At 65.6% G+C, this 22,781-nt stretch carries 21 protein-coding genes; 13 read left to right on the forward strand and 8 right to left on the reverse strand.

Going from position 1 to position 22,781, the window contains the following annotated elements; translation table 11 throughout:
• Positions 1-514 precede the first annotated feature (514 nt).
• The 3 genes from dksA (at position 515) to hslU (ending at position 3,175) form a co-directional block, all read left to right on the forward strand.
• Positions 515-934 (forward strand): RNA polymerase-binding protein DksA, encoded by a 420-nt coding sequence (gene dksA, locus U4Y88_RS19355; RefSeq protein ID WP_028203189.1) that lies wholly within the window; start codon positions 515-517, stop codon positions 932-934.
• 316 nt (positions 935-1,250) lie between these two features.
• Positions 1,251-1,787, forward strand: coding sequence for an ATP-dependent protease subunit HslV (gene hslV, locus U4Y88_RS19360; RefSeq protein ID WP_224012385.1), 537 nt, complete (start codon positions 1,251-1,253; stop codon positions 1,785-1,787).
• A 35-nt stretch (positions 1,788-1,822) separates the two neighbouring features.
• The gene (hslU, locus tag U4Y88_RS19365) at positions 1,823-3,175 is read left to right on the forward strand and encodes an ATP-dependent protease ATPase subunit HslU (protein WP_224012384.1); all 1,353 of its coding nucleotides are present in this window, start codon (positions 1,823-1,825) and stop codon (positions 3,173-3,175) included.
• Between the two features lie 63 nt (positions 3,176-3,238).
• On the opposite strand, the gene U4Y88_RS19370 is transcribed toward hslU, so the two are convergent.
• Positions 3,239-3,781, reverse strand: coding sequence for a response regulator transcription factor (locus U4Y88_RS19370; RefSeq protein ID WP_224012383.1), 543 nt, complete (start codon positions 3,779-3,781; stop codon positions 3,239-3,241).
• A 19-nt stretch (positions 3,782-3,800) separates the two neighbouring features.
• Positions 3,801-5,273, reverse strand: a complete 1,473-nt coding sequence (locus U4Y88_RS19375) for an ATP-binding protein (RefSeq protein ID WP_415774465.1) — start codon at positions 5,271-5,273, stop codon at positions 3,801-3,803.
• 153 nt (positions 5,274-5,426) lie between these two features.
• On the opposite strand from U4Y88_RS19375, the gene U4Y88_RS19380 reads away from it, so the two are divergent.
• The gene (locus tag U4Y88_RS19380) at positions 5,427-7,085 is read left to right on the forward strand and encodes a hypothetical protein (RefSeq protein ID WP_321785706.1); all 1,659 of its coding nucleotides are present in this window, start codon (positions 5,427-5,429) and stop codon (positions 7,083-7,085) included.
• A 27-nt stretch (positions 7,086-7,112) separates the two neighbouring features.
• Here the strand turns inward: U4Y88_RS19380 and U4Y88_RS19385 are convergent, their stop codons facing one another.
• Positions 7,113-7,340: a cysteine-rich CWC family protein gene (locus tag U4Y88_RS19385; RefSeq protein WP_321785848.1), complete on the reverse strand. Its 228-nt coding sequence runs from the start codon at positions 7,338-7,340 to the stop codon at positions 7,113-7,115.
• A gap of 463 nt (positions 7,341-7,803) precedes the next feature.
• Between U4Y88_RS19385 and argB the strand changes: the two genes are divergently transcribed.
• The 8 genes from argB to U4Y88_RS19425 all read left to right on the forward strand — a co-directional run bounded on the left by argB (position 7,804) and on the right by U4Y88_RS19425 (position 15,923).
• Positions 7,804-8,703 (forward strand): acetylglutamate kinase, encoded by a 900-nt coding sequence (gene argB, locus U4Y88_RS19390; RefSeq protein ID WP_224012380.1) that lies wholly within the window; start codon positions 7,804-7,806, stop codon positions 8,701-8,703.
• A 62-nt stretch (positions 8,704-8,765) separates the two neighbouring features.
• Positions 8,766-9,551, forward strand: coding sequence for a pyrimidine 5'-nucleotidase (locus U4Y88_RS19395; protein WP_321785708.1), 786 nt, complete (start codon positions 8,766-8,768; stop codon positions 9,549-9,551).
• Positions 9,552-9,749: 198 nt separating this feature from the next.
• Positions 9,750-10,436, forward strand: coding sequence for a nucleoid occlusion factor SlmA (gene slmA, locus U4Y88_RS19400; RefSeq protein ID WP_321785710.1), 687 nt, complete (start codon positions 9,750-9,752; stop codon positions 10,434-10,436).
• A gap of 151 nt (positions 10,437-10,587) precedes the next feature.
• Positions 10,588-11,199 (forward strand): HdeD family acid-resistance protein, encoded by a 612-nt coding sequence (locus U4Y88_RS19405; protein ID WP_321785712.1) that lies wholly within the window; start codon positions 10,588-10,590, stop codon positions 11,197-11,199.
• A gap of 284 nt (positions 11,200-11,483) precedes the next feature.
• Positions 11,484-12,629, forward strand: coding sequence for a homoserine O-succinyltransferase MetX (gene metX, locus U4Y88_RS19410; RefSeq protein WP_321785713.1), 1,146 nt, complete (start codon positions 11,484-11,486; stop codon positions 12,627-12,629).
• Positions 12,626-13,234 (forward strand): methionine biosynthesis protein MetW, encoded by a 609-nt coding sequence (metW, locus tag U4Y88_RS19415; RefSeq protein WP_321785715.1) that lies wholly within the window; start codon positions 12,626-12,628, stop codon positions 13,232-13,234. Before metX ends, metW begins: the two co-directional genes overlap by 4 nt.
• A 68-nt stretch (positions 13,235-13,302) precedes the next feature.
• The gene (locus tag U4Y88_RS19420; protein ID WP_321785717.1) at positions 13,303-14,772 is read left to right on the forward strand and encodes an AmpG family muropeptide MFS transporter; all 1,470 of its coding nucleotides are present in this window, start codon (positions 13,303-13,305) and stop codon (positions 14,770-14,772) included.
• On the forward strand, positions 14,769-15,923 hold the full coding sequence (locus U4Y88_RS19425) for a M48 family metallopeptidase (protein ID WP_321785719.1): 1,155 nt from the start codon (positions 14,769-14,771) through the stop codon (positions 15,921-15,923). Before U4Y88_RS19420 ends, U4Y88_RS19425 begins: the two co-directional genes overlap by 4 nt.
• 110 nt (positions 15,924-16,033) lie before the next feature.
• Here the strand turns inward: U4Y88_RS19425 and U4Y88_RS19430 are convergent, their stop codons facing one another.
• The 5 genes from U4Y88_RS19430 to gatC all read right to left on the reverse strand — a co-directional run bounded on the left by U4Y88_RS19430 (position 16,034) and on the right by gatC (position 21,318).
• Positions 16,034-16,813: an exodeoxyribonuclease III gene (locus tag U4Y88_RS19430; RefSeq protein ID WP_224012372.1), complete on the reverse strand. Its 780-nt coding sequence runs from the start codon at positions 16,811-16,813 to the stop codon at positions 16,034-16,036.
• 52 nt (positions 16,814-16,865) lie between these two features.
• Entirely contained in the window at positions 16,866-17,714 is an 849-nt protein-coding gene (locus tag U4Y88_RS19435) for a PPK2 family polyphosphate kinase (protein WP_321785721.1), read from the reverse strand.
• A gap of 137 nt (positions 17,715-17,851) precedes the next feature.
• Positions 17,852-19,327 carry an Asp-tRNA(Asn)/Glu-tRNA(Gln) amidotransferase subunit GatB gene (gatB, locus tag U4Y88_RS19440; RefSeq protein WP_224012370.1) on the reverse strand — a complete coding sequence of 492 codons (1,476 nt, stop codon included), beginning with the start codon at positions 19,325-19,327 and terminating at the stop codon, positions 17,852-17,854.
• A 2-nt stretch (positions 19,328-19,329) separates the two neighbouring features.
• Positions 19,330-20,820, reverse strand: coding sequence for an Asp-tRNA(Asn)/Glu-tRNA(Gln) amidotransferase subunit GatA (gene gatA, locus U4Y88_RS19445; RefSeq protein ID WP_310632859.1), 1,491 nt, complete (start codon positions 20,818-20,820; stop codon positions 19,330-19,332).
• 198 nt (positions 20,821-21,018) lie between these two features.
• A complete protein-coding gene (gatC, locus tag U4Y88_RS19450; protein WP_028217261.1) occupies positions 21,019-21,318 on the reverse strand; it encodes an Asp-tRNA(Asn)/Glu-tRNA(Gln) amidotransferase subunit GatC in 300 nt (99 codons plus the stop codon).
• Between the two features lie 380 nt (positions 21,319-21,698).
• Here gatC and U4Y88_RS19455 point away from each other — a divergent pair, with 380 nt between their 5' ends.
• Positions 21,699-22,742 (forward strand): rod shape-determining protein, encoded by a 1,044-nt coding sequence (locus U4Y88_RS19455; RefSeq protein ID WP_004189550.1) that lies wholly within the window; start codon positions 21,699-21,701, stop codon positions 22,740-22,742.
• Positions 22,743-22,781: the final 39 nt, after the last annotated feature.

Genomic DNA, 22,781 nt, shown 5'->3' on the forward strand with positions numbered 1-22,781 from the left:
ACACGAAAAGCGGCGCACAACGGCCTTAAAGCCGCCTTTCTCGCGACGATTCACGCATAAGGCGTCAAATAACGTACCCGACCATCGCTTTTTCACGATTGGCGCGTTATATTTTCTGGATATCGAGCGCAGACGAAAGCCGCCGACGCAGGGATTTCCCGCTTACAGCGCGAGTTTGCGGTTCGGTTACAATACGGCCCCACTGGAATACAGGGCGCCACCCGGACATGGCCTGACAGGCTATCCCGGAAAAACGCGCCTCCCCGGCCGCGCATCGCGTCGCAGCGCGCAGCCGGTACGAAATATGCCTCAGGAGCATCTGAAGAACGGTTTCCAGAGGAGTTCGGCCCCGCAGCGGCGCTAAGGCGTCACCGACAATGCATCGTCCGTGCCCGCCGGCGCGCAGTTTGGCGCGCAATCAGCGCGCGCAATCGTGGTGTCAGCCACTGCGGGCAACACCCAAGTGCAGGCAAGATGTGCCAGTTTTGCCTCACTCATTGAAGAAGCAAGCCAGATGACGACGAAACGACTCTTGACCGAAGCCGAAATCCTGAAGATGAGCGACAAGGATTACATGAACGAGGATCAGCTCGCCTTCTTCAAGAACCGGCTCGAACAGCTGCAGGCGGAAATCCTCCGCAATGCGGGCCAGACCACCGAGAATCTGCGCGAAACCGTGATCGTTCCCGATCCGGCCGACCGCGCGACGATCGAAGAAGAGCACGCGCTCGAACTGCGCACGCGCGACCGCGAGCGCAAGCTGCTGAAGAAGGTGCAGCAGTCGCTCGCGCGCATCGACTCCGGCGACTACGGCTGGTGCGAGGAAACGGGCGAGCCGATCGGCATCCCGCGTCTGCTCGCGCGCCCGACCGCCACGCTCTCGCTCGAAGCGCAAGAGCGCCGCGAACTGCGCCAGAAGCTGTTCGGCGACTGATTGGCCGCCGGCGCCGCCTCGCGGCGCGTGCCGATCGACTGCCTTCTTTCGAAGCGCACGGAGTCCCGTGCGCTTTTTCATTTGCTCCCCCCTTTCTCTCCTCTGCCCCGCGTGTGCGCACCGCCGCAAACGCCGTCGCGGCTTTTCTGCGCTGTCAGACCTTGAACTGCCCGCCGCCGCCCTAAACTTCTACCGACACGCCCGCTCGCGCGCCTCGCGCCGCGTACGGCGCGTAACCGGATCCGCAGGCGCGGCGCGCATGCCGCCGCGCGAAGTCCACGCAACACGCTGGCATCAACGGTAAAAAGGAACGCACATGGAGCAATATCACGGCACGACCATCGTATCCGTGCGACGCGGCGACAAGGTCGCCCTCGGCGGCGACGGTCAGGTCACCCTCGGCAACATCGTCATGAAGGGTGGCGCGAAGAAGGTCCGGCGCATCTACGGCGGCAAGGTGATGGTCGGCTTCGCCGGCGGCACCGCCGACGCGTTCTCGCTGCTCGACCGCTTCGAAGCCAAGCTCGAAAAGCATCAGGGCAATCTCACCCGCGCGGCCGTCGAACTCGCGAAAGACTGGCGCACCGACCGCATGTTGCGCCGTCTCGAAGCGATGCTGATCGCCGCCGACGCCACCACCACGCTCGTCATCACCGGTAACGGCGACGTGCTCGATCCCGAAGAAGGCATCTGCGCGATCGGTTCGGGCGGCGCGTATGCGCAGGCCGCGGCCCGCGCGCTCGTGCTGAACACCGACCTCTCGCCGCGCGAGATCGTCGAAAAGTCGCTCGAAATCGCGGGCGACATGTGTATCTACACGAATCACAACCGCGTGATCGAGACGATCGAGTAAGCGTACCCAGACCGAACCGACGAGAAGGAATCAGGATGAGCACCATGACCCCCGCCGAGATCGTCTCGGAACTCGACAAGCACATCATCGGCCAGGCGAAAGCGAAGAAGGCCGTGGCCGTCGCGCTGCGCAACCGCTGGCGCCGCCAGCAGGTCGCCGACCCGCTGCGCCAGGAAATCACGCCGAAGAACATTCTCATGATCGGGCCGACGGGCGTCGGCAAGACCGAAATCGCGCGCCGTCTGGCGAAGCTCGCCGACGCGCCCTTCATCAAGATCGAAGCCACCAAGTTCACCGAAGTGGGCTATGTGGGCCGCGACGTCGACAGCATCGTGCGCGATCTGATCGAAATCGCCGTCAAGCAGACCCGCGAAACGGAAATGCGCAAGGTGCGCAGCAAGGCCACCGATCAGGCCGAAGACCGCATTCTCGACATCCTGCTGCCGGGCGCGCGCCCGGTCGGCTTCGGTACGTCCGACGCGGCGGCCCCGGCCGAAGGCGGCGACAATGCCACGCGCCAGACCTTCCGCAAGCGCCTGCGCGAAGGCCAGCTCGACGACAAGGAAATCGAACTCGACGTTGAGATGCCGCAAGCCGGCATGGACATCATGGGGCCGCCGGGCATGGAAGACATGACCGAGCAGATCCGCTCGATGTTCGCCAATCTGGGCGGCGGCAAGAAAACGCGCCGCAAGGTGAAGGTCAAGGAAGCGCTCAAGCTGATCACCGACGAAGAAGCGGCCAAGATGCTCAATGACGAAGAGGTCAAGCAGAAGGCCGTGCAGAACGTCGAGCAGAACGGCATCGTGTTCCTCGACGAAATCGACAAGATCGCGTCGCGCAACAACGAAGGCAGCGGTGGCGGCGAAGTCTCGCGCCAGGGCGTGCAGCGCGATCTGCTGCCGCTCGTGGAAGGCACCACCATCAACACGAAGTACGGGATGATCAAGACCGATCACATCCTGTTCATCGCGAGCGGGGCGTTCCATCTGTCGAAGCCGAGCGATCTGATCCCCGAACTGCAAGGCCGTTTCCCGATCCGCGTGGAACTCGAATCGCTCTCCGTGAAGGACTTCGAAGCGATTCTGGTCTCGACCGACGCGAGCCTCGTCAAGCAGTATCAGGCGCTGCTCGCGACCGAAGACGTGCAGCTCGATTTCGCGGAAGACGGCATTCGCCGCCTCGCGGAAATCGCCTACTCGGTCAACGAGAAGACCGAGAATATCGGCGCGCGCCGCCTTTACACGGTCATCGAAAAGCTGCTGGAAGACGTGTCGTTCGCGGCCGGCAACCATGCGGGCCAGAGCGTGACGATCGACGCCGCGTATGTCGACAAGGCGCTCGGCGAAGTCGCGCAGGATGAAGATCTGTCGCGCTACGTGCTGTAACGGCCGCGCGCCTCGCCAACAAAAAAAGCCCTGCAATGCAGGGCTTTTTTCATGGCGGCGGCGTTACTGCTTGACCGGGCGCTTCGCGAGCTTGCGCTGCAACGTGCGGCGGTGCATGTTGAGCGCGCGCGCCGTGGCGGAGATGTTGCCGCCGTGCTCGGCCAGCACGCGCTGGATGTGCTCCCATTCGAGACGCGCGACCGACAGCGGCGTGGGATGCTCGATGGCCGCTTCGGCTTGCAGCGCGCTCGCGTCGCTTTGCAGTGCCGACAGAATCATTTCGACGTTCGCGGGCTTGGCCAGATAGTTGTCCGCGCCGTCCTTCACCGCCTGCACCGCCGTGGCGATGCTCGCGTAGCCCGTGAGCACGAGCATGCGCGCGTCGGGCTGCAGGTCGCGCAGCGGTGCGATCAGCGAGAGACCCGAGTCGTTGCCCAGATGCAGGTCGACGGTGATCTGCGAGAACTTCTGCTGGTTGGCGAAACGCACCGCCTCGTCGGCGTTGTGCGCCTGCTGGACCTGATAGCCGCGCCGCGTGAGGCCTCGCGCCAGGATGTCGGAGAAGACTTCGTCGTCGTCGATCACCAGAAAATTCATATCGCTCATGCCACTTTCTCCGTGTTGTTTAGGCCGCGTCGGGCCGGGCCGGCCCCTCGCCTGATTCAATATCCGAACCCTTGGCCGCCGCGCCATCGCGCGAGCCCGCAGCCTGGTCCGTCTCGCCCGGCGATGCCGGCGCCTGTGCCTGGTCGCCCGTTTTCACGGGCACCCGGAGCACCGCACGCGTCCCGCGCGCCTTGCGCGCGCGCGTGCCGCCGCCCACCGCGGCCGCAGCATGTGCTGCGACTGCTCCACTGCTCCCTTCGGCTGCGCCGCCTTCGGACGCCGCGCCGCCCGCCGCCGCGTCGGTCAGTTCGATCGAACCGCCCAGCCGCGCCGCCGACGAAAACGCCAGATACAGCCCCACGCCGTGGCCGCCCTGGGTGCTCTCCACGGGCGCGGCGCCCAGCGAGGCGCGCAGCGACGCCGGAATGCCCGGCCCCGCGTCGCAGACTTCGAAATCGATGAAGCCCGCCACGCGCGGCGATGGGTACGCGCGCAGCGAAACGAAATCGCGGCTCGCGCGCGCGGCGTTGTCGAGCAAAATGGTGAGGATCTGGCCGACCGCCACGGTGTCTTCGAGGCAGAGGTCCGCAGGCGGCTCGCCGAGCAGTTCGAACTTCACGTGCGGTTGGCGCAGACGCCACTGCTCGACGAACGGATCGAGCCATTCGCCCACGGGCTGACGGCTGCCCGCCGACGACGCACGGCTGCGCAGACGCGCGAGCGCCGAGGTGCAGAGCGTGATCTGCCTGTCGAGCAGTTCGAGGTCGGCGCCGTAGGGCGCGAGGCCCTTGTCCGTGCGCGCGATGTCGCGCAACTCTTCGGTCAGCATGGAAATCGTGGAGAGCGGCGTACCGATCTCGTGCGCAACCGTGGCCGCCTGCACGCCGAGCGCGACCGCGCGTTCGTCGCGCAGGAGGCGCTGCTGGGCGTCGGCGAGCGCGTTCTCGCGCTGGCGCAGCGCTCGCGACATGCGCGCCACGAACCAGACGATGAGCGCCACGCTCACCATGAAGTTCACCCACGTGCCCGCGCGGTAGTAGTCGAACAGGTTCGACGGGTTGTCGAGATTGAGCGGGACGTTGTCGAAACCGAGCAGCACGTAGCAGGCCACCGCGAAGCACGCGAGCCACGCCGTGAGATACCACGGCAGCACGGCCGCCGCGATGGCGAGCGAGGGCAGATAGAGCGAGACAAACGGATTGGTGGTGCCGCCCGAGAGAAACAGCAGCGCCGAGAGCGCGCCGAGGTCGACCCAGATCTGGCCGAACAGTTCGAGATTGGACTCGGGACGATCCTGCGTGACGCGCAGCCAGGTCACGCCGTTGAACGCCACTTCGAGGGCGATCACGAACAGCATGGCAGGCAGCGGCAGTTGCACGCCGAAGAAAAATTGTACGAACGCAATCGTGCAGAGCTGGCCGATGATGGCGAGACTGCGCAGCCAGAACAGATGGCTGAGATTGACGCTAGCACTGACGGTTATTCGATGCATGCTGTCAGTTTACCTGTTCGTACTTGTCCGATTCCTTAACCTGAGCAGCTTTGTTTGAATATTGCTCATAGTCGAATCTGCTCGAAATAGATTTGCCTGAAGCCGCGTTATTCATCTAAGGCCGATAAACCTATGCAAACGGACGCCCACAATTTGCTTCCGCCAATGTGGAATCTCTTTCTCGATTTCGTCGATGCCGCCGCGCGAACGGACCCGGCGCCGGCTGCTGACCGCGAGGCGGAAAACGAAGCGCACGCGCTGTTGACGAAGGCGCGCGCGACCCTGCTCTCACTCGACGACGACGCGCTGATGCGCATCGCGGCCCAGGTGCAGGAACCCGCCAAAGCGCCTGCCGCACTGCGGTTCGCGCTGGCCGCGGCGCGTCTCGCGCCCGCTCGCGTGACGGCGCAATTCGCCGCCGGACTCGCGCTGCAATTCGCCAATCGTCACGCCGATGCCGTCGAACCATACCGCCGCGCGCTGGCAATCGACCCGACGTTTCCAAATCTTCGCAACAATCTTGCAATCTCTTTGATGCTTATCAAATCAGAGAGAGGCGAGGTTGATCGGCTGCTCGAAGATGCCGTCGCGGCCGACCCCGGCAACAGCCGCGCGTGGATCAATCTCGCGTTGCTGCGCCCGACCGACACCGATCTTGCGCGACCTCATGACGCAGCCCGTCGCGCCCTCGCGCTCGCGCCGCACGACCCGCTCGCGATCAACAACTACGCGATGGTGTGCAAGGAAGCGCAAGACTGGGACGAAGCGGAGCGCGCGGCGCGCGCCGCCTGCGAGTATGCGCCCAACGAAGCCTCGTCGCGTTTCAATCTGGCGATCCTGCAGCTCTTGCGCGGCGACTATGCCGAGGGCTGGGCCGGCCACGAACTGCGCTGGCGAGGTTCGCGCGAACTTGCGTCGGGGCGGCCCGCGTTTGCGAAGCCGCAATGGCACGGCGAACCGCTCGCCGGACGCACGCTGCTGCTTTGGGGCGAACAGGGCATGGGCGACCTGCTGCAATTCGCGCGTTACGTGCCGATGCTCGCCGAGCGCGTGCATCGCGAAGGCGGCAAGCTGGTCTGGAATTCGTTTCCGCAAATGGGCGCGCTGCTCTCGCGCAGCTTCGCCGGCCAGGTCGATCTCTATTGCTCGGGCGGCCCGGTCGAAGCGCTGCCGCCGCACGACTGCGAAGTGTCGCTGCTGAGCCTGCCGTTCCTCTTCGATACCCGCGACGACACCCTTCCCGGCCCGACCGGCTATCTCACGGCCGACCCGGCGCGCGCCGCGTACTGGCGCGAGCGGCTCGCGGCCGACGCCGGTCCGCGTCGACTGAAGGTCGGCCTCGCGTGGACCGGCAGCCTCACGCATCAGCGCAATCCGTATCGGCGCGTCGGGCTCGAACGTTTCGCGCAGGCGTTCGCGGGCATGGCGTCCGACGTCGCGTTCTACTCGCTGCAGCCGGGCGCGCAAGCCGATGTCGAGGCGGCGCGCGCGGCGGGCTTCGCCATCGCCGACTACAGCGCCGAATGGCCGAACTTCGACGAAACCGCAGCCTTCGTCGACGGGCTGGATCTGGTGATTTCGGTGTGCACGTCGGCGGCGCATCTGGCGGGCGCGCTCGGCAAGCGCGCGTGGGTGCTGCTCGACGTGAATCCGCATTGGGTCTGGCAGCTCGATCGCCGTGACAGCCCGTGGTATCCGAACACCACGTTGTATCGGCAGAAGCAGTTCCGCGACTGGACGCCGGTACTCGACGCGGTGAGCGCCGATCTGGCGGCGCTCGCGCGCGAATCTCGCGAGGCGGCCGGCGCGTAAGGGGCAAGCGCGACGCTCAGCGGCGATTCAGCCGTCCTGCGGCCCGCCAGCCGGCACATGGCCCGTCGCGACGGCAGCGGCGAGGCATTCGGGGCACAGACAGCGGCCGCGCGGATCGAGCTGGCTCGCCGGCAGCGCGGGCATCGACTTGCACCAGCAGTCGAACGGCTCGGCGTGGCGGCCGCAGTCGAAGCGGCTGCCGCAGCGCGGGCAGCGGACGCTGCGCGTCGCATCGCGAAGTTCGGCTGATTTCACATCCGATTTCGCGTCCGAAGTTGCGCCCCGGGCCGCGCCCTGCTTGGCGGCGTGGGGCTTGGAGGCGGTCATGGCGCGCTCCTCGTGAGCCGGCGTCGGCGGTAAGGAAATGATGCCACAGTGCGGCGCGGCGCCGGGCGGTGTTCCTGCGCGTTGGATGCAGACAACGCCGCACGCGTCCGCGCTCGCCTATTTTCATCTGCACGCTACCGCGCAATCGCCGAAACGCAGGATATTTCACCAATAATCCCTGCGAAATCAGTATATCTTTCCCGATTTCCCGCCCCAGCCATCGACTACGCCGCACCGCCGCGCACCCTCGCGAAAACCCTGCCGCAAACCCTGTTGCGCCGCGCCAGTCCTGTACAATTCGGCCTGTTTGACCCGCGCGGCCGGTTTCGCCGGATCCTTCCCGCGCTTTCCGTCTCGTTTTTGTCCCGTTTTCTGTCCAGTCTCCGCCGCCATGTCCGAGCCCATCGACCTCACGCAGATCGCGCCCACCCTGAAAGCCGAAATCCTGGCTGAAGCGCTGCCCTATATCCGTCAGTACCACGGTAAGACCGTGGTCATCAAATACGGCGGCAACGCCATGACCGAGGAGCGGCTCAAGCAAGGCTTCGCGCGCGACGTGATCCTGCTGAAGCTCGTGGGCATCAACCCGGTCATCGTGCACGGCGGCGGCCCGCAGATCGACACGGCGCTCAAGAAGATCGGCAAGCAAGGTACCTTCATCCAGGGCATGCGCGTCACGGACGAGGAAACCATGGAAGTCGTCGAGTGGGTGCTCGGCGGCGAGGTGCAGCAGGACATCGTCACGCTGATCAACCATTTCGGCGGCCACGCGGTCGGCCTCACCGGCAAGGACGGCGGCCTGATCCACGCGCGCAAGCTGATGATGCCGGACCGCGACAACCCGGGTCAGTACATCGACATCGGCCAGGTGGGCGAAGTCGAGGCGATCAACCCGGCCGTCGTGAAGGCGCTTCAGGACGACGCGTTTATTCCGGTGATTTCGCCGATTGGTTTCGGTGAGGATGGTCTGTCGTACAACATCAATGCCGACCTCGTGGCCGGCAAGCTTGCGGTCGTGCTCAACGCCGAGAAGCTCGTGATGATGACGAACATCCCCGGCGTGATGGACAAGTCGGGCAATCTGCTGACCGATCTTTCGGCGCGTGAGATCGATGCGCTGTTTGAGGACGGCACGATTTCGGGTGGGATGCTGCCGAAGATTTCGTCGGCGCTCGACGCGGCCAAGAGCGGCGTGCGGTCCGTGCACATCATCGATGGGCGGATCGAGCATTCGGTGCTGCTGGAGATTTTGACCGAACAGCCGTTCGGCACGATGATCCGCTCCCACTAGCCCCCCTCTGCGCAGGCGGCGCTGGACGCGCCGCCTGTGCTGTCTCCCCCCGTTTTGCTTCGATGAACGCCATCCGCACCCGTCGCAGCCCGCCGCGCCGTCGGCCGACGCGCGCCGCGCATCGACCGGTCTGGCTGTTCGACCTCGACAACACGCTCCACGGCGCGTCGCGCGCGGTCTTTCCCGCCATCAACCGCGGCATGACGCAGTACATCATCGACTCGCTCGGCGTGAGCCGCGACGTCGCTAACCATCTGCGCACGAGTTACACGCACCGCTACGGCGCGGCGCTGCTCGGCCTGCTCCGTCATCACGCGATCGACCCGCACGACTTCCTCAAGGTCGTCCATACCTTCGACGATCTGCCCGCCATGCTGCACGCCGAACGCGGCCTCGCACGCATCCTGCGCGCGCTGCCCGGCCGCAAGATCGTGCTGACCAATGGCCCGACCGACTACGCGCACGCGGTGCTCGGCGCGCTCGGCATCGAGCGGATCTTCGAGCGCGTGCTCGCCATCGAACACATGCGCACGCGCGAGCGCTGGCGCGCCAAGCCCGATGCGTCGATGCTGCGCAAGACGCTGCGCGACATCGGCGTCGCCTTCGAGGACGCCATTCTCGTCGAGGACACGCGCGGGCATCTGAAGCGCTACCGGCGCCTCGGCATCCAGACGGTATGGATCACCGGCCATCTGCCCGTCGCGCTCGCGCGGGGCGGACGGCCTCACTATGTCGACCATCGCATTCGTTCGCTAAAATCGCTGGGACGCGGCCTGCGTACTGGGCAACTGCGTGGGCAACTGCGTGGGCAACTGCGCGGGCAGTTGCGCGACGAACCGCGCGGCTGAACGCGCTAACGCACATCAGCACATCAGCACATCACGACCGACGCGCCCGACGGACCACGGGCGCGCCGTGCAGCACGCAGCACACGAATCTGGAGCGAGCGCGGGAGTCGGCACGCATCCAGACGCACAACACACCGCAAGATTCGACGGCCCGGCGGCCTCGCCACGGGCCGCGAGCCGGACTCAGGGGCGACATTCATGCAGCCGACCGAAACGCGTGACGCAGTCGTAGCAGCAGAATCACCGGACTCACCCGATGCACCGCCGCGCCGCGCCAGCCGTCCGAAGCCGGGCGAGCGCCGCGTGCACATTCTCCAGACGCTCGCCTCCATGCTGGAAGCGCCGCGCGGCGAGAAGATCACCACCGCCGCGCTCGCGGCGAAGCTCGGCGTCTCCGAAGCGGCGCTGTATCGCCATTTCGCGAGCAAGGCGCAGATGTACGAAGGGCTGATCGACTTCATCGAGCAGACCCTGTTCGCGCTCGTGAACCAGATCGTCGCGAAGGAGCCGAGCGGCGTGCTCCAGGCCCGCGCCATCGCCTTGATGCTGGTCCAGTTCTCGGCGAAAAACGCGGGCATGACGCGCGTGCTGACCTGCGAGGCGCTGGTGGGCGAGCACGAACGCCTCGCCGAACGCGTGAACCAGATGCTCGACCGCATCGAGGCCACGCTGCGCCAGTGCCTGCGCGTGGGCATCGCCGAACTCGCGGAAAGCGCGGCGGACAACCCCGGCGCAGCGGCGGCGCCAAAGGGTTACGATCCGGCAGTGCGCGCGAATCTGGTGGTGCGCTACGTGATCGGCTGCTGGCACCGTTACGCGCAAAGCGGCTTCACGCGCTCGCCCAGCGAGCACGCCGACGAACAGATTCGCGTGATTCTTCAGTAGCGCGGCCGCGCCCGCCCGTTTCGTCTTTTTTCGTCCTTGTTCGTCCTTTTCGCGGCGAGGCGGGCTTTTCCGGTGTTGTCGGCAGGTCCGGGCGCGTCGTTTCGCCCAGCGCGGCCGTGCGCTTCGCTTCCTTTCGCAAGGAGAAGCACGCATGAACCGACCCGACGTCCGCCCGACTTCCTCCATTCCGCCGATTCCCCCGGCCGCCCTGCCCATCCTCGCGGGACTGTCCGCCCATTGGGGCTGGCTGCTCGCGCGCGGCATCGCCGCCATCGTGTTCGGCGTGCTCGCCTTCATGTGGCCGGGTTTCACCGTCATCACGCTCGCCATCGTCTGGGGCGCCTACGCGATCGTCGACGGCGCCTTCGCGCTGCTCTACGGCGCGCGCGGCGGCGGCACGCGGCGCTGGGCCTACGTCGTGGTCGGCCTGATCGGCGTGATCGCGGGCCTCGTGGCGTTCTTCTGGCCCGGCGAAACGGCCATCGTGCTCGTGATGATCATCGGCTTCTGGGCGCTCGCGGTCGGCATCTTCGAAATCATCTACGCGTTCCAGTACCGCCGCGCGATCGCGCATCCGTGGGCGGTCGGCCTCTCGGGACTGCTGTCGGCGGCCGTGGGCTTCTTCATCGTCATGTTTCCGGGCGCGGGCGCACTCTCGCTGATCTGGGTGATCGCCGCTTACGCCGTCCTCTACGGCATCCTGATGATCGTCGCCGCCTTCGGGCTGCGACGCTGGCGCAATGCGCATCCGCACGGCGTCTGAGCTTGCGTGAGCCCGGCGGCACGCGGGCGGCGGCCTCGCGCGCCGCCGCTCCTGCAGCCGCCCGTCCGCCGCATTGACGCCAGCGTTTTCCGTTATACTCTGCGTTCACTTGCTTCACCCACGCGCCGATTTGCTGACTCGATTGCGGGCGCGTGAACTCCCGGGACATGGGTCCGGCGGAGTTCGATATAAATGCGGCTAAAGAGGTCGTCAGCTGCGCCAACTCTTTCGCACTCCGCGCTCGCCGACACCGTTTAGCCGCCCGAAAAACACAGGCGGAACGAATGGAATCGATCGGCATCGTCGCTCCTCAAACACTGCATTTCGACGAGCCCCTGCAACTGCAGAACGGCACGGCGCTGGCCGGGTACGACCTCGTGGTCGAGACCTACGGCACGCTCAATGCCGCGCGCAGCAACGCGGTGCTCGTCTGTCACGCGCTCAATGCGTCGCATCACGTCGCGGGCGTCTACGCGGACAACCCCAAGGACGTCGGCTGGTGGGACAACATGGTCGGGCCGGGCAAGCCGCTCGACACCAACCGCTTCTTCGTGATCGGCGTGAACAATCTGGGCTCGTGCTTCGGCTCGACCGGCCCGATGAGCATCGATCCCGCCACGGGCAAGCCGTGGGGCGCGAAATTTCCCGTCGTCACCGTGGAAGACTGGGTCGACGCGCAGGCGCGCGTGGCCGATCGCTTCGGCATCGAGAAGTTCGCGGCGGTGATGGGTGGCAGCCTCGGCGGCATGCAGGCGCTGGCCTGGAGCCTGCGCTACCCGGACCGCCTCGGCCACTGTCTGGTGATCGCCTCGACGCCCAAGCTCTCCGCGCAGAACATCGCGTTCAACGAAGTGGCGCGCTCGTCGATCCTCTCCGACCCGGATTTCCACGGCGGCGACTACTACGCGCATAACGTGAAGCCCAGGCGCGGCCTGCGCGTGGCGCGCATGATCGGCCACATCACCTATCTCTCCGACGACGACATGGCCGAGAAATTCGGCCGCGCGCTGCGTCGCGCCGAGGGCGCGCAGAACGAGTACAACTTCAACTTCGACGTGGAGTTCGAAGTGGAGTCGTATCTGCGCTATCAGGGCGACAAGTTCGCCGACTACTTCGACGCCAACACCTATCTGCTGATCACGCGCGCGCTCGATTACTTCGATCCCGCGCGCACCTTCGACGGCGATCTGACCCGCGCGCTCGCGCACACGAAAGCGAAGTACTTCGTGGCGAGCTTCTCGACCGACTGGCGTTTCGCGCCCGCGCGTTCGCGCGAACTCGTGAAGGCGTTGCTCGACCACAAACGTCAGGTGACCTACGCGGAGATCGACGCGCCGCACGGCCACGACGCCTTCCTGCTCGACGACGCGCGCTATCACAACGTCGTGCGCGCCTATTACGAACGCATTGCTGCTGAGGTGGGCGCATGAACCAGAGCGCTTTCGACAGTCTTTCCGCCCGTCCCGACTTTCGCACCATCGCGCGCTGGATCGAGCCTCGTTCGAGCGTGCTCGACCTCGGCTGCGGCGACGGCGCGCTGCTCTCGCTGCTCGGCGAGGAGCTGGAGTGCACGGGCTACGGCATCGAGATCAACGACGCGGGCGTGCTCGCCTCGACGAAGAACGGCATCAACGTGGTCCAGCAGAATCTGGAAGACGGCCTGCGCCTGTTCGAAGACGCGAGTTTTGATTTCGCGATTCTTTCGCAGACGCTGCAGACGATTCACCAGACCGCCGCGATCCTGCGCGAGACCGCGCGCGTGGGCAAGGAGTGCATCGTCTCGTTCCCGAATTTCGGCTACTGGCCGCATCGGCTTTCGGTGCTGCGCGGACGCATGCCGGTCTCGAAGTCACTGCCCTACCAATGGCACAACACGCCGAACGTGCGCGTGCTCACGGTAAAGGATTTCGAGGCGCTCGCGCCCGAAGTCGGCATCGAAATTCTCGATCGCGCCGTGCTGCACGGGGGCCAGACCGTTCGATGGGGTGTGAACTGGCGTGGTAGTCTTGCGGTCTATCGCGTGAAGAAGCGCTGACGCCGGGACCGGCGCCGCGCGTTTCTCGCCGAATCCTTCCCGACACACCCGCGCCGCCGCCCGACGACATGCCGAATCCGCCCCAAGAGGCCACCACTCAGGACGCAAACGAGGCGCGCCACGCGCCCGCAGCGCAACTGCACGAAGCGCACGACGCCCACGAGGCGCACGACGTCGACGCTCACGAGGATCATCCGGGCTGGCGCGCGTACCTGAACCGGCACATGCTGATCTGCGTGTTTCTGGGCTTCACCTCGGGGCTGCCGCTGTTCACGCTCGTCTATCTCGTGCAGGCGTGGCTGCGCTCCGAGGGCGTCAATCTCAAGGAAATCGGCCTCTTCGCGCTGATCCAGTTTCCCTATACGTGGAAATTCGTCTGGGCGCCGCTGATGGACCGCTACGTGCCGCGCCTGCCGGGCTGGAAGCCGGGCCGTCGGCGCGGCTGGATGCTGGTCACGCAGATTCTCGTGGCGGGCGCGATCGCCGCGCTCGGTTTCGTCTCCCCGAAAGACTCGATCTGGACCGTCGCCGCGCTCACCGCGCTGGTCGCGTTCTTCGGCGCGAGCCAGGACATTTCGGTCGACGCCTACCGGCGCGAACTGCTCAAGGACACCGAACAGGGTCTGGGCAACGCGGTCCACGTGAACGCGTACAAGATCGCGGCGCTCGTGCCCGGCTCGCTCGCGCTGATCCTCTCCGATCATCTGCCGTGGAGCACGGTGTTCGTGGTCACGGCCGCGTTCATGATTCCGGGCATGATCCTCTCGCTCGTCGTGACGGAACCCGAGATTCACGGCGCGCCGCCGAAGAATCTGCGCGAAGCCATCGTGCAGCCGTTCGCCGAATTCGTGAACCGCGACGGCCTCGCCGCCGCGCTGTTCGTGCTCGCGTTCATCTTCCTCTACAAGCTCGGCGACACGATGGCGACCACGCTCTCGACGTCGTTCTTTCTCGACATCGGCTATTCGCGCACCGAGATCGGCGTGATCGCCAAGATGACCGCGTTCGGCGCGAGTCTCGCGGGCGGCATTCTCGGCGGCATCGCGCTGGTGAAGATCGGCATCGGGCGCGGCCTGTGGATTTTCGGTTTCCTGCAGATGGTCTCGACGCTCGGCTTCGCGTGGCTCGCGCAGCTCGGGCCGGGCTCGCCCTCGCTCGCGGCGATCTACGACGTGGTGGTCGCGGTGAGCCACGGCGTTGCGCAGGTCACGAGCGTGTTCGGCGCGCATACGCAGCTCACGCTCGATCCGCGCGCGGTGGCGCTCGCGCTCGTCTACGGCTTCGAGACCTTCGCGACCGGGCTCACGCTCGCCGCGTTCACGGCCTATATCGCCAGCACCACCGATCCGCGCTACACCGCCACGCAGTTCGCGCTGTTCACGAGCCTCGCCTCGATTCCGCGCACGCTCGCGTCCGCCGCAAGCGGTTATGTCGTCGCTAAAATTGGCTGGTTCGATTACTTCGTCGTCTGCACGCTGCTCGCCGTACCGGGTATGCTCCTGCTCATTCGTATCGCCCCGTGGAGAAACCGGTCGTGACCCCGCTTCAGCCAGCAGTTTTCGCTTCCCGATCGACGCCATGCCGTCCGGGAGGAAGCGATGCGCGCGGCGCGGCGGATCGACAGCGTCCACACCTTCGCACCGCGCTGCGCGCGCTCGCGCTGACGCTCGCCGCCGCGCTGCAGGCGAGTTTCGGCCAGGCGGCGCACGCCGCGGAGAATCCCGCCGCGAACTCGGCCAGCGCCACGTCCATGCCGGCAGCGGAGCCGAACGCCTCGGCGGGCGCGGCGACCAGCGGCGCATCGGCTGGCGCCAGCGCGGGCAGCGCCGCGCCGAACGTCACATCGGGCAGCGCGCAAAACGGCGCGCCGAACACCGGCCGCGTGGTCCGCTTCGGCAACATCGCGGTGTTCCGCAACCTGATTCCGTCGCCGATGCTCGAAGCGCAGGCCACCGCCGAATACAACGAGATCGTGCGCGGCGCGGCCCATTCGAACCGCCTCTATCCCGATAGCGATCCGCACGTGCAGCACGTGCGCCAGCTCGTCGACAAGCTCGCGCCCTACGCGCTCAAGTGGAGCGACCGCGTCAAATCGTGGAAGTGGGAAGTGGCCGTGGTGCGCTCGCCCGACATCCGCATGTATTGCCTGCCGGGCGGCAAGATCGTCGTGTACGGCGGCCTGCTCGACCGCGTGAAGCTCAACGACAACGAACTCGGCATGCTGCTCGGCCACGAGATCGCGCATGCGGTGCGCGAGCACGTGCGCGAGCGCCTCGGCGAACAGCAGGCCGCGCAGATCGAATCGGGCGCAGTGCCGCAATTGTTCGGTCTCGCGGATCTCGGCATGTTCCCGCTCGGCATCGGCTCGCGGCTCGTCGAGATGCACTATGGCCGCGCCGACGAAACCGAAGCCGACGTGATCGGCAGCGACATCGCCGCGCGCGCGGGCTTCGATCCGCGCGCCGCGCTCACGCTCTGGGACAAGCTCGCGATGGTCACGCGCGCCGATCGCGATCAGGGCTTCATCTACGTGCATCCGTACACGCCCGCGCGGCGCGCCGACATCGCCAAGCGTCTGGCCGACATGATGCCGCTCTACGCCAAGGCCATCGGCAAGCCGCTCGCTGCACTGCCCGATTACGAGGGCATGCCGGCGGTGCAGAAGCGCAAGGTGGTGGCGTCGCCTTGAGCGCGGCGCGCGCTTGATCCGCGTGATCCTCTGCATCTGCAAAACGAAATGGGCGCCGAAGCGCCCATTTTTTTGCCCGCGATTAACGACAATCGCGTAACGACGCGCGCTTACTTCTTCATCTTCCAGTCGTAGTCGATCGTCAGCGGCGCGTGGTCGCTGAACTTGATCTCCTTGAACACCGACACGTCTTTCGCCGTCGCCGCGATGCCCGGCGTGGCGATCTGGTAATCGATACGCCAACCCACGTTCTTCGCGTACGCCTGGCCGCGGTTGCTCCACCACGTGTACTGCTCGGGACGCTGGTCGAGCGTGCGGAACACGTCCACGTAACCCACGTCGTCGAACAGCTGCGTGAGCCACGCGCGTTCTTCGGGCAGGCAGCCGGAGTTCTTCTGGTTGCCCTTCCAGTTCTTGATGTCGATTTCCTTGTGGACGATGTTCACGTCGCCGCATACGACCACTTCGCGCTCGCGGCTGAGTTCGGCCAGATGCGGCATGAACGCGTCCATGAAGCGGTACTTGGCGGCCTGGCGCTCCTCGCCGCTCGAACCCGACGGCACGTACACCGAAATAACGGAAAGCTTGCCGAAGCGCGCTTCCACGTAGCGGCCTTCGGCGTCGAATTCCTCGCTGCCGAAGCCGATGATCACGTCGTCCGGCTCGTGGCGCGTGTAGACGCCCGCGCCGCTATAGCCCTTCTTCACCGCGTGCTGGAAATAGCCCTTGAAGTCGTGCGGCGCGAGGAATTCGGGCGTCATGTCGTCCTGCGAGCACTTGATTTCCTGCACGCAGAGCACGTCGGCTTTCTGGTCGCCGAACCATTCGAAGAAGCCTTTCTTCGCCGCCGAGCGGATGCCGTTGAGGTTCGCGGTGATCACACGCAGCATGTTGTGTTTCCTTGAAGTTTGCGTTGTTGGCGTTGCGGGCGCTCAGTCGAGTTCACTCGATCTTCATGCCGTTGAGTTCGGGTTTGGCGGGCGGAAATTCGAGCTTGAGGCCGTCCATCAGACGCAGCAGCAGCTCGGCCACCATCACGTTGCGATGCGTTTTCGAGTCGGCGGGAATCACGTACCACGGCGCGTAGTCGGTGGACGTGGCCGCGAGCGCGTCGTGATACGCAGCCTGATACGCGTCCCAATGCTTGCGCGCTTCGAGGTCGGAGACATCGAACTTCCAGTGCTTCGTGGGATCGTCGATGCGCGCCTGGATGCGGCGCTTCTGCTCGTCCTTCGAGATGTGCAGCATGCACTTGATGATGGTCGTGCCGGTCTCGGCGAGCATGCGCTCGAAGTCGCGGATCTGCGCGTAGCGGCGCTCGCATTCGTCCGCGTCGATCTGGCCGAGCACGCGCGGCACCAGCACGTCCTCGTAATGGCTGCGGTTGAAGATCGCCAGCTCGCCCGCGCCCGGCACCTGCAGATGCACGCGCCAGAGAAAGTCGCGCGACGCCTCGATGGGCGTGGGCGCGCGAAACGCCACGATGCGCAGGCCGAGCGGATCGACTTCGTGGAACACGCCGCGGATCGTGCCGTCCTTGCCGCTCGTGTCCATGCCTTGCAGGACCAGCAGCACGCGGTCGTGACGCTGCGCATGCAGGCGTTCCTGCTGCACGTCGATCTTCTCGCCGACCTCGGTGAGATGGTCGCGGTCGCCTTCCTTGCTGCCCGTGGAAAACGGCTTGGCGGACGGATCGAAATCGGTCAGCGAAAACTTGTCGGCTTTCTTGTCGCCGAAGTACGGCACGCGGTAATCGTCGAGACTCGGGGACGGGGACGGTGACTTCGCCATGCTCTGCTCTCCTCGTGGTTCGGGTGACCGCTGCTGGATTCGTGCGCCGTGACAGACGCGTCGTCAAGACAGGCGCGGGCGCAGGGCGATTCGATCCGCCCGTGCGCCCGCGTTTCAGCCGACAGGCCGCAAGACGATCAGCCGAGCTTCTTCTTGAGCAGCTCGTTGACCTGCTGCGGATTGGCCTTGCCCTTCGTGGCCTTCATCGCCTGGCCGATCAGCGCGTTGAACGCCTTTTCCTTGCCCGCGCGGAATTCCTCGACCGACTTCGGGTTCGCGGCGAGCACCTCGTCGATGATCGCTTCGAGCGCGCCGGTATCCGAAATCTGCTTGAGACCCTTCGCGTCGATGATGCGGTCGGCCGCGGCTTCGTCGGTGGCCTTCTCGTCCCACATCGCCTGGAACACTTCCTTGGCGATCTTGTTCGAGATCGTGCCGTCGGCGATGCGCGCGAGCAGCAGCGCCAGCTGCGCGGCCGAAACCGGCGACTCGCCGATTCCCAGGTCTTCGCGGTTCAGCTGCGACGAGACTTCGCCCATCAGCCAGTTCGCGGCGGCCTTCGCCTGCGCGGCGCCGGCCTTCGCGACCACGGCCTCGAAGTACGCGGCCATCGCCTTGCTCGACGTCAGCACGTTCGCGTCGTACGCGGTCAGGCCGTACTGCTCGACGAAGCGCGCCTGCATCGATTCCGGCAGTTCCGGCATCTCGCCCTTCACGCGCTCGACCCACGCCGCGTCGATCACGAGCGGCATCAGGTCGGGGTCGGGGAAATAGCGGTAATCGTGCGCGTCTTCCTTGCTGCGCATCGAACGCGTTTCGCGCTTGTCCGGGTCGTAGAGGCGCGTTTCCTGCACCACCGTGCCGCCGTCTTCGATCAGCTCGATCTGACGACGCACTTCGTACTGGATGGCTTCTTCGAGGAAGCGGAACGAGTTCAGGTTCTTGATTTCGGCGCGCGTGCCGAATTCCTTCTGACCGACCGGACGCACCGACACGTTCGCGTCGCAGCGGAACGAACCTTCCTGCATGTTGCCGTCGCAGATGCCGAGCCACACGACCAGCGTGTGCAGCGCCTTCGCGTAGGCCACGGCTTCCGCCGCGCTGCGCATTTCAGGTTCCGTGACGATTTCGAGCAGCGGCGTGCCCGCGCGGTTCAGGTCGATGCCCGTCATGCCCGCGAAGTCTTCGTGCAGCGACTTGCCCGCGTCTTCTTCCAGATGCGCGCGCGTGAGGTTGACGGTCTTCTCGTAGGCTTCCTTGCCGGCCTTTTCGTTGGCCGGAACCTGGATCGTGATCTGACCGCCCTGCACGACCGGAATCTCGTACTGGCTGATCTGATAGCCCTTCGGCAGATCCGGGTAGAAGTAATTCTTGCGCGCGAAGATGCTGCGCGGCGCGATCGTCGAGCCGATCGCGAGGCCGAACTGGATCGCGCGTTCGACAGCGCCGCGGTTCATCACCGGCAGCACGCCCGGCAGCGCGAGATCGACGGGGCAGGCCTGCGTGTTGGGCGCCGCGCCGAATTGCGTCGAAGCGCCCGAGAAGATCTTGGAGACCGTCGACAGCTGCGCGTGCGTCTCAAGACCGATAACGACTTCCCATTGTGTTGCCATGTTCACACCCCTGCCGGCGCCTTGCGATGCCAGTCGGTCGCGCGCTGGAAAGCGTCGGCGACCTGCAGCATGCGGGCCTCGTTGAAATAGTTGCCGACGATCTGCAGACCGACCGGACGTTGCGCGTTCGCGCCCGCGCCGAAGCCGCACGGCACGCTCATGCCGGGCAGGCCCGCGAGGCTGGTCGACAGCGTGTAGATGTCCGCGAGGTACATCTGCAGCGGATCGTCGCCCTTCGCGCCCAGATCCCACGCCACGCTCGGCGCGACCGGACCCATGATGACGTCGCACTGCTTGAACGCTTCCTGGAAGTCCTGCGCAATGATGCGTCGGATCTTCTGAGCTTGCAGGTAGTACGCGTCGTAGTAGCCGTGCGAAAGCACGTAAGTGCCCACCAGAATGCGGCGCTTCACTTCGGGGCCGAAGCCTTCCGCGCGCGACTTCTTGTACATGTCGAGCAGGTCGGTGTACTGGTCCGCGCGATGGCCGAAGCGCACGCCGTCGAAACGCGAGAGGTTCGACGAGGCTTCCGCCGGCGCGATCACGTAATAAACGGGAATCGACAGTTCGGTCTTGGGCAGCGTGACTTCGACGAGCGTCGCGCCCAGCGACTCGTAGGTCTTGAGCGCGGCGTCGATGCTGGCGCGCACGTCGTCGGCGAGGCCCGCGCCGAAGTATTCCTTCGGCAGACCGATGCGCAGGCCCGCGAGCGGCTTGTCGGCGCTCGCGTTCGCGCCCCACTGCTGGCCGAGGTGACGCGTGTAGTCTTCGTCGTCGCGCGTGAGGCTCGTCGAGTCGCGCTCGTCGAAACCGGCCATCGCATTGAGCAGCAGCGCGCAGTCGGCGGCGCTCTGCGCCATCGGACCGCCCTGGTCGAGCGACGAGGCGAACGCGATCATGCCGTAGCGCGACACGCGGCCATACGTGGGCTTGATGCCCGTGATGCCGGTGAACGACGCGGGCTGACGGATCGAGCCGCCGGTGTCGGTGCCCGTTGCGGCGGGCGCGAGACGCGCGGCCACGGCGGCGGCCGAACCGCCCGACGAGCCGCCCGGCACCGCGTTCTTGTCCCACGGGTTCTTGACGGCGCCGAAGTGCGAGTTCTCGTTGGACGAGCCCATCGCGAATTCGTCCATGTTGGTCTTGCCGAGCGTCACCATGCCCGCGCGCTCGAGGCGCTCGACCACGGTGGCGTCGAACGGGCTCACATAGTTTGCAAGCATCTTCGAGCCGGCCGTCGAGCGCCAGCCGCGCGTGACGAACACGTCCTTGTGCGCGAGCGGAATGCCGGCGAGCGGGCCTGCGTGGCCCGAATGCAGCAACGCGTCGGCGGCCTTGGCCTGGGCGAGCGTCGCGTCGGGATTGACGTCGACGAAAGCGTTCAGGTCTTGATGCGCCTCAATCCGGCCCAGAAAATGCTGGGCCAGTTCGACTGCGGAGCACTCCTTCGCAGCCAGCGCGGCGCGCAGTTCGGTCAAGCTTTTGTCATGCATTGCGTGATTCCTGGAAGAACGTGGCGGCGCTTCGCATTCCGTGCCGCGCCGCGAGGGCGCTGCGCGCCGGTGCGCCTCGCGCCCGGCCTTTCGGGTGTGCCGCCGTTCGCGGAACTGACTGTCCGCGAAGTTAAAGTCCGCGAAGTTAAAGTCCGATAACTCGGATTTCTTCGAAATTGACGCTAAATGCCAGCGTGTTTACTCAATCACGCGCGGAACGAGGTACAGTCCGTCCTGCACCGCGGGCGCGGGACGCTGGAAGGCGTCGCGGTCCACGGTTTCGGTCACGGCGTCCTCGCGCAGGCGCAGCGCGACATCCTCGATCTGCTCGATCGGGTGCGCGAGCGGCGCGATGCCCGTGGTATCCACGGCCTGCATCTGCTCGACGAGCCCGAAGAAGTTATTCAGGCGCTCGAGCGTATTGCCAGCCTCGGCTTCGGCCAGTTCGAGGCGCGCGAGATGCGCGATGCGCTTCACATCGGTCAGGGTCAGGGCCATGCGGTCACCGGAAAAAATGAGGCTGAAGCAGTGCGGAAAATTCGGTGCTGCAACAGCGGTTTATCGCGCCGGATCCGGCAGTGGAAGAAAGCTTCGACGCGGTCAAAAACTGACCTTCGGATCCTGCAAAACAGGCAAAATTATAAGGTATCATTACGCGTTCGACTCAAACCCGGACCGCCTTGCGCCCGCCTTTCAACCCTGATCGCAGCAATTTGTGCTCAGCAGGCGCGCAACGGGGTTGCCTCCGGTCACCATTCCCGCAGTTTCAGGCTCCTCGCGGCGGCACTTTCCGCCCGTCCTGAGGCTGTTATTTTTTCCGCTGCCGCCCGTGACCCGCTCGTCCCACAGGTCGGCCACCAGCGAGACAGGATTTTTGAATGTTCGGTTTTCTGCGTAGCTACTTCTCCAACGATCTCGCGATCGACCTCGGCACCGCCAACACCCTGATCTACATGCGCGGCAAGGGCATCGTCCTCGACGAACCCTCGGTCGTGTCCATCCGCCAGGAAGGCGGCCCGAACGGCAAAAAGACCATTCAGGCAGTCGGCAAGGAAGCCAAGCAGATGCTCGGCAAGGTGCCGGGCAACATCGAGGCCATCCGCCCGATGAAGGACGGCGTGATCGCCGACTTCACCGTCACCGAGCAGATGATCAAGCAGTTCATCAAGACTGCACACGAATCGCGCATGTTCTCGCCGTCGCCGCGCATCATCATCTGCGTGCCCTGCGGTTCGACCCAGGTCGAGCGCCGCGCGATCAAGGAAGCCGCGCACGGCGCGGGCGCCTCGCAGGTCTACCTGATCGAAGAACCGATGGCCGCGGCAATCGGCGCCGGCCTGCCGGTTTCGGAAGCCACGGGCTCGATGGTCGTCGACATCGGCGGCGGCACGACCGAAGTGGGCGTGATCTCGCTGGGCGGCATCGTCTACAAGGGTTCGGTGCGCGTGGGCGGCGACAAGTTCGACGAAGCCATCGTCAACTACATCCGCCGCAACTACGGCATGCTGATCGGCGAGCAAACGGCCGAAGCCATCAAGAAGGAAATCGGTTCGGCCTTCCCGGGTTCCGAAGTCAAGGAAATGGAAGTCAAGGGCCGCAACCTGTCGGAAGGCATTCCGCGCAGCTTCACGATTTCGAGCAACGAAATCCTCGAAGCGCTCACCGATCCGCTGAACCAGATCGTGTCGTCGGTGAAGATCGCGCTGGAACAAACGCCGCCGGAACTGGGCGCCGACATCGCCGAGCGCGGCATGATGCTCACGGGCGGCGGCGCGCTGCTGCGCGACCTCGACCGTCTGCTGGCCGAAGAAACGGGCCTGCCGGTGCTGGTGGCGGAAGATCCGCTCACCTGCGTCGTGCGCGGTTCGGGCATGGCGCTCGAGCGCATGGACAAGCTCGGCAGCATCTTCTCGTACGAGTAAGCGTGCAGCCCTACGCTGCGGGCGCAACGGCGCATTTGC

Origin of the sequence: Paraburkholderia sp. J94 (assembly GCF_905220285.1) — a bacterium.
Taxonomy (GTDB): domain Bacteria; phylum Pseudomonadota; class Gammaproteobacteria; order Burkholderiales; family Burkholderiaceae; genus Paraburkholderia; species Paraburkholderia tropica_A.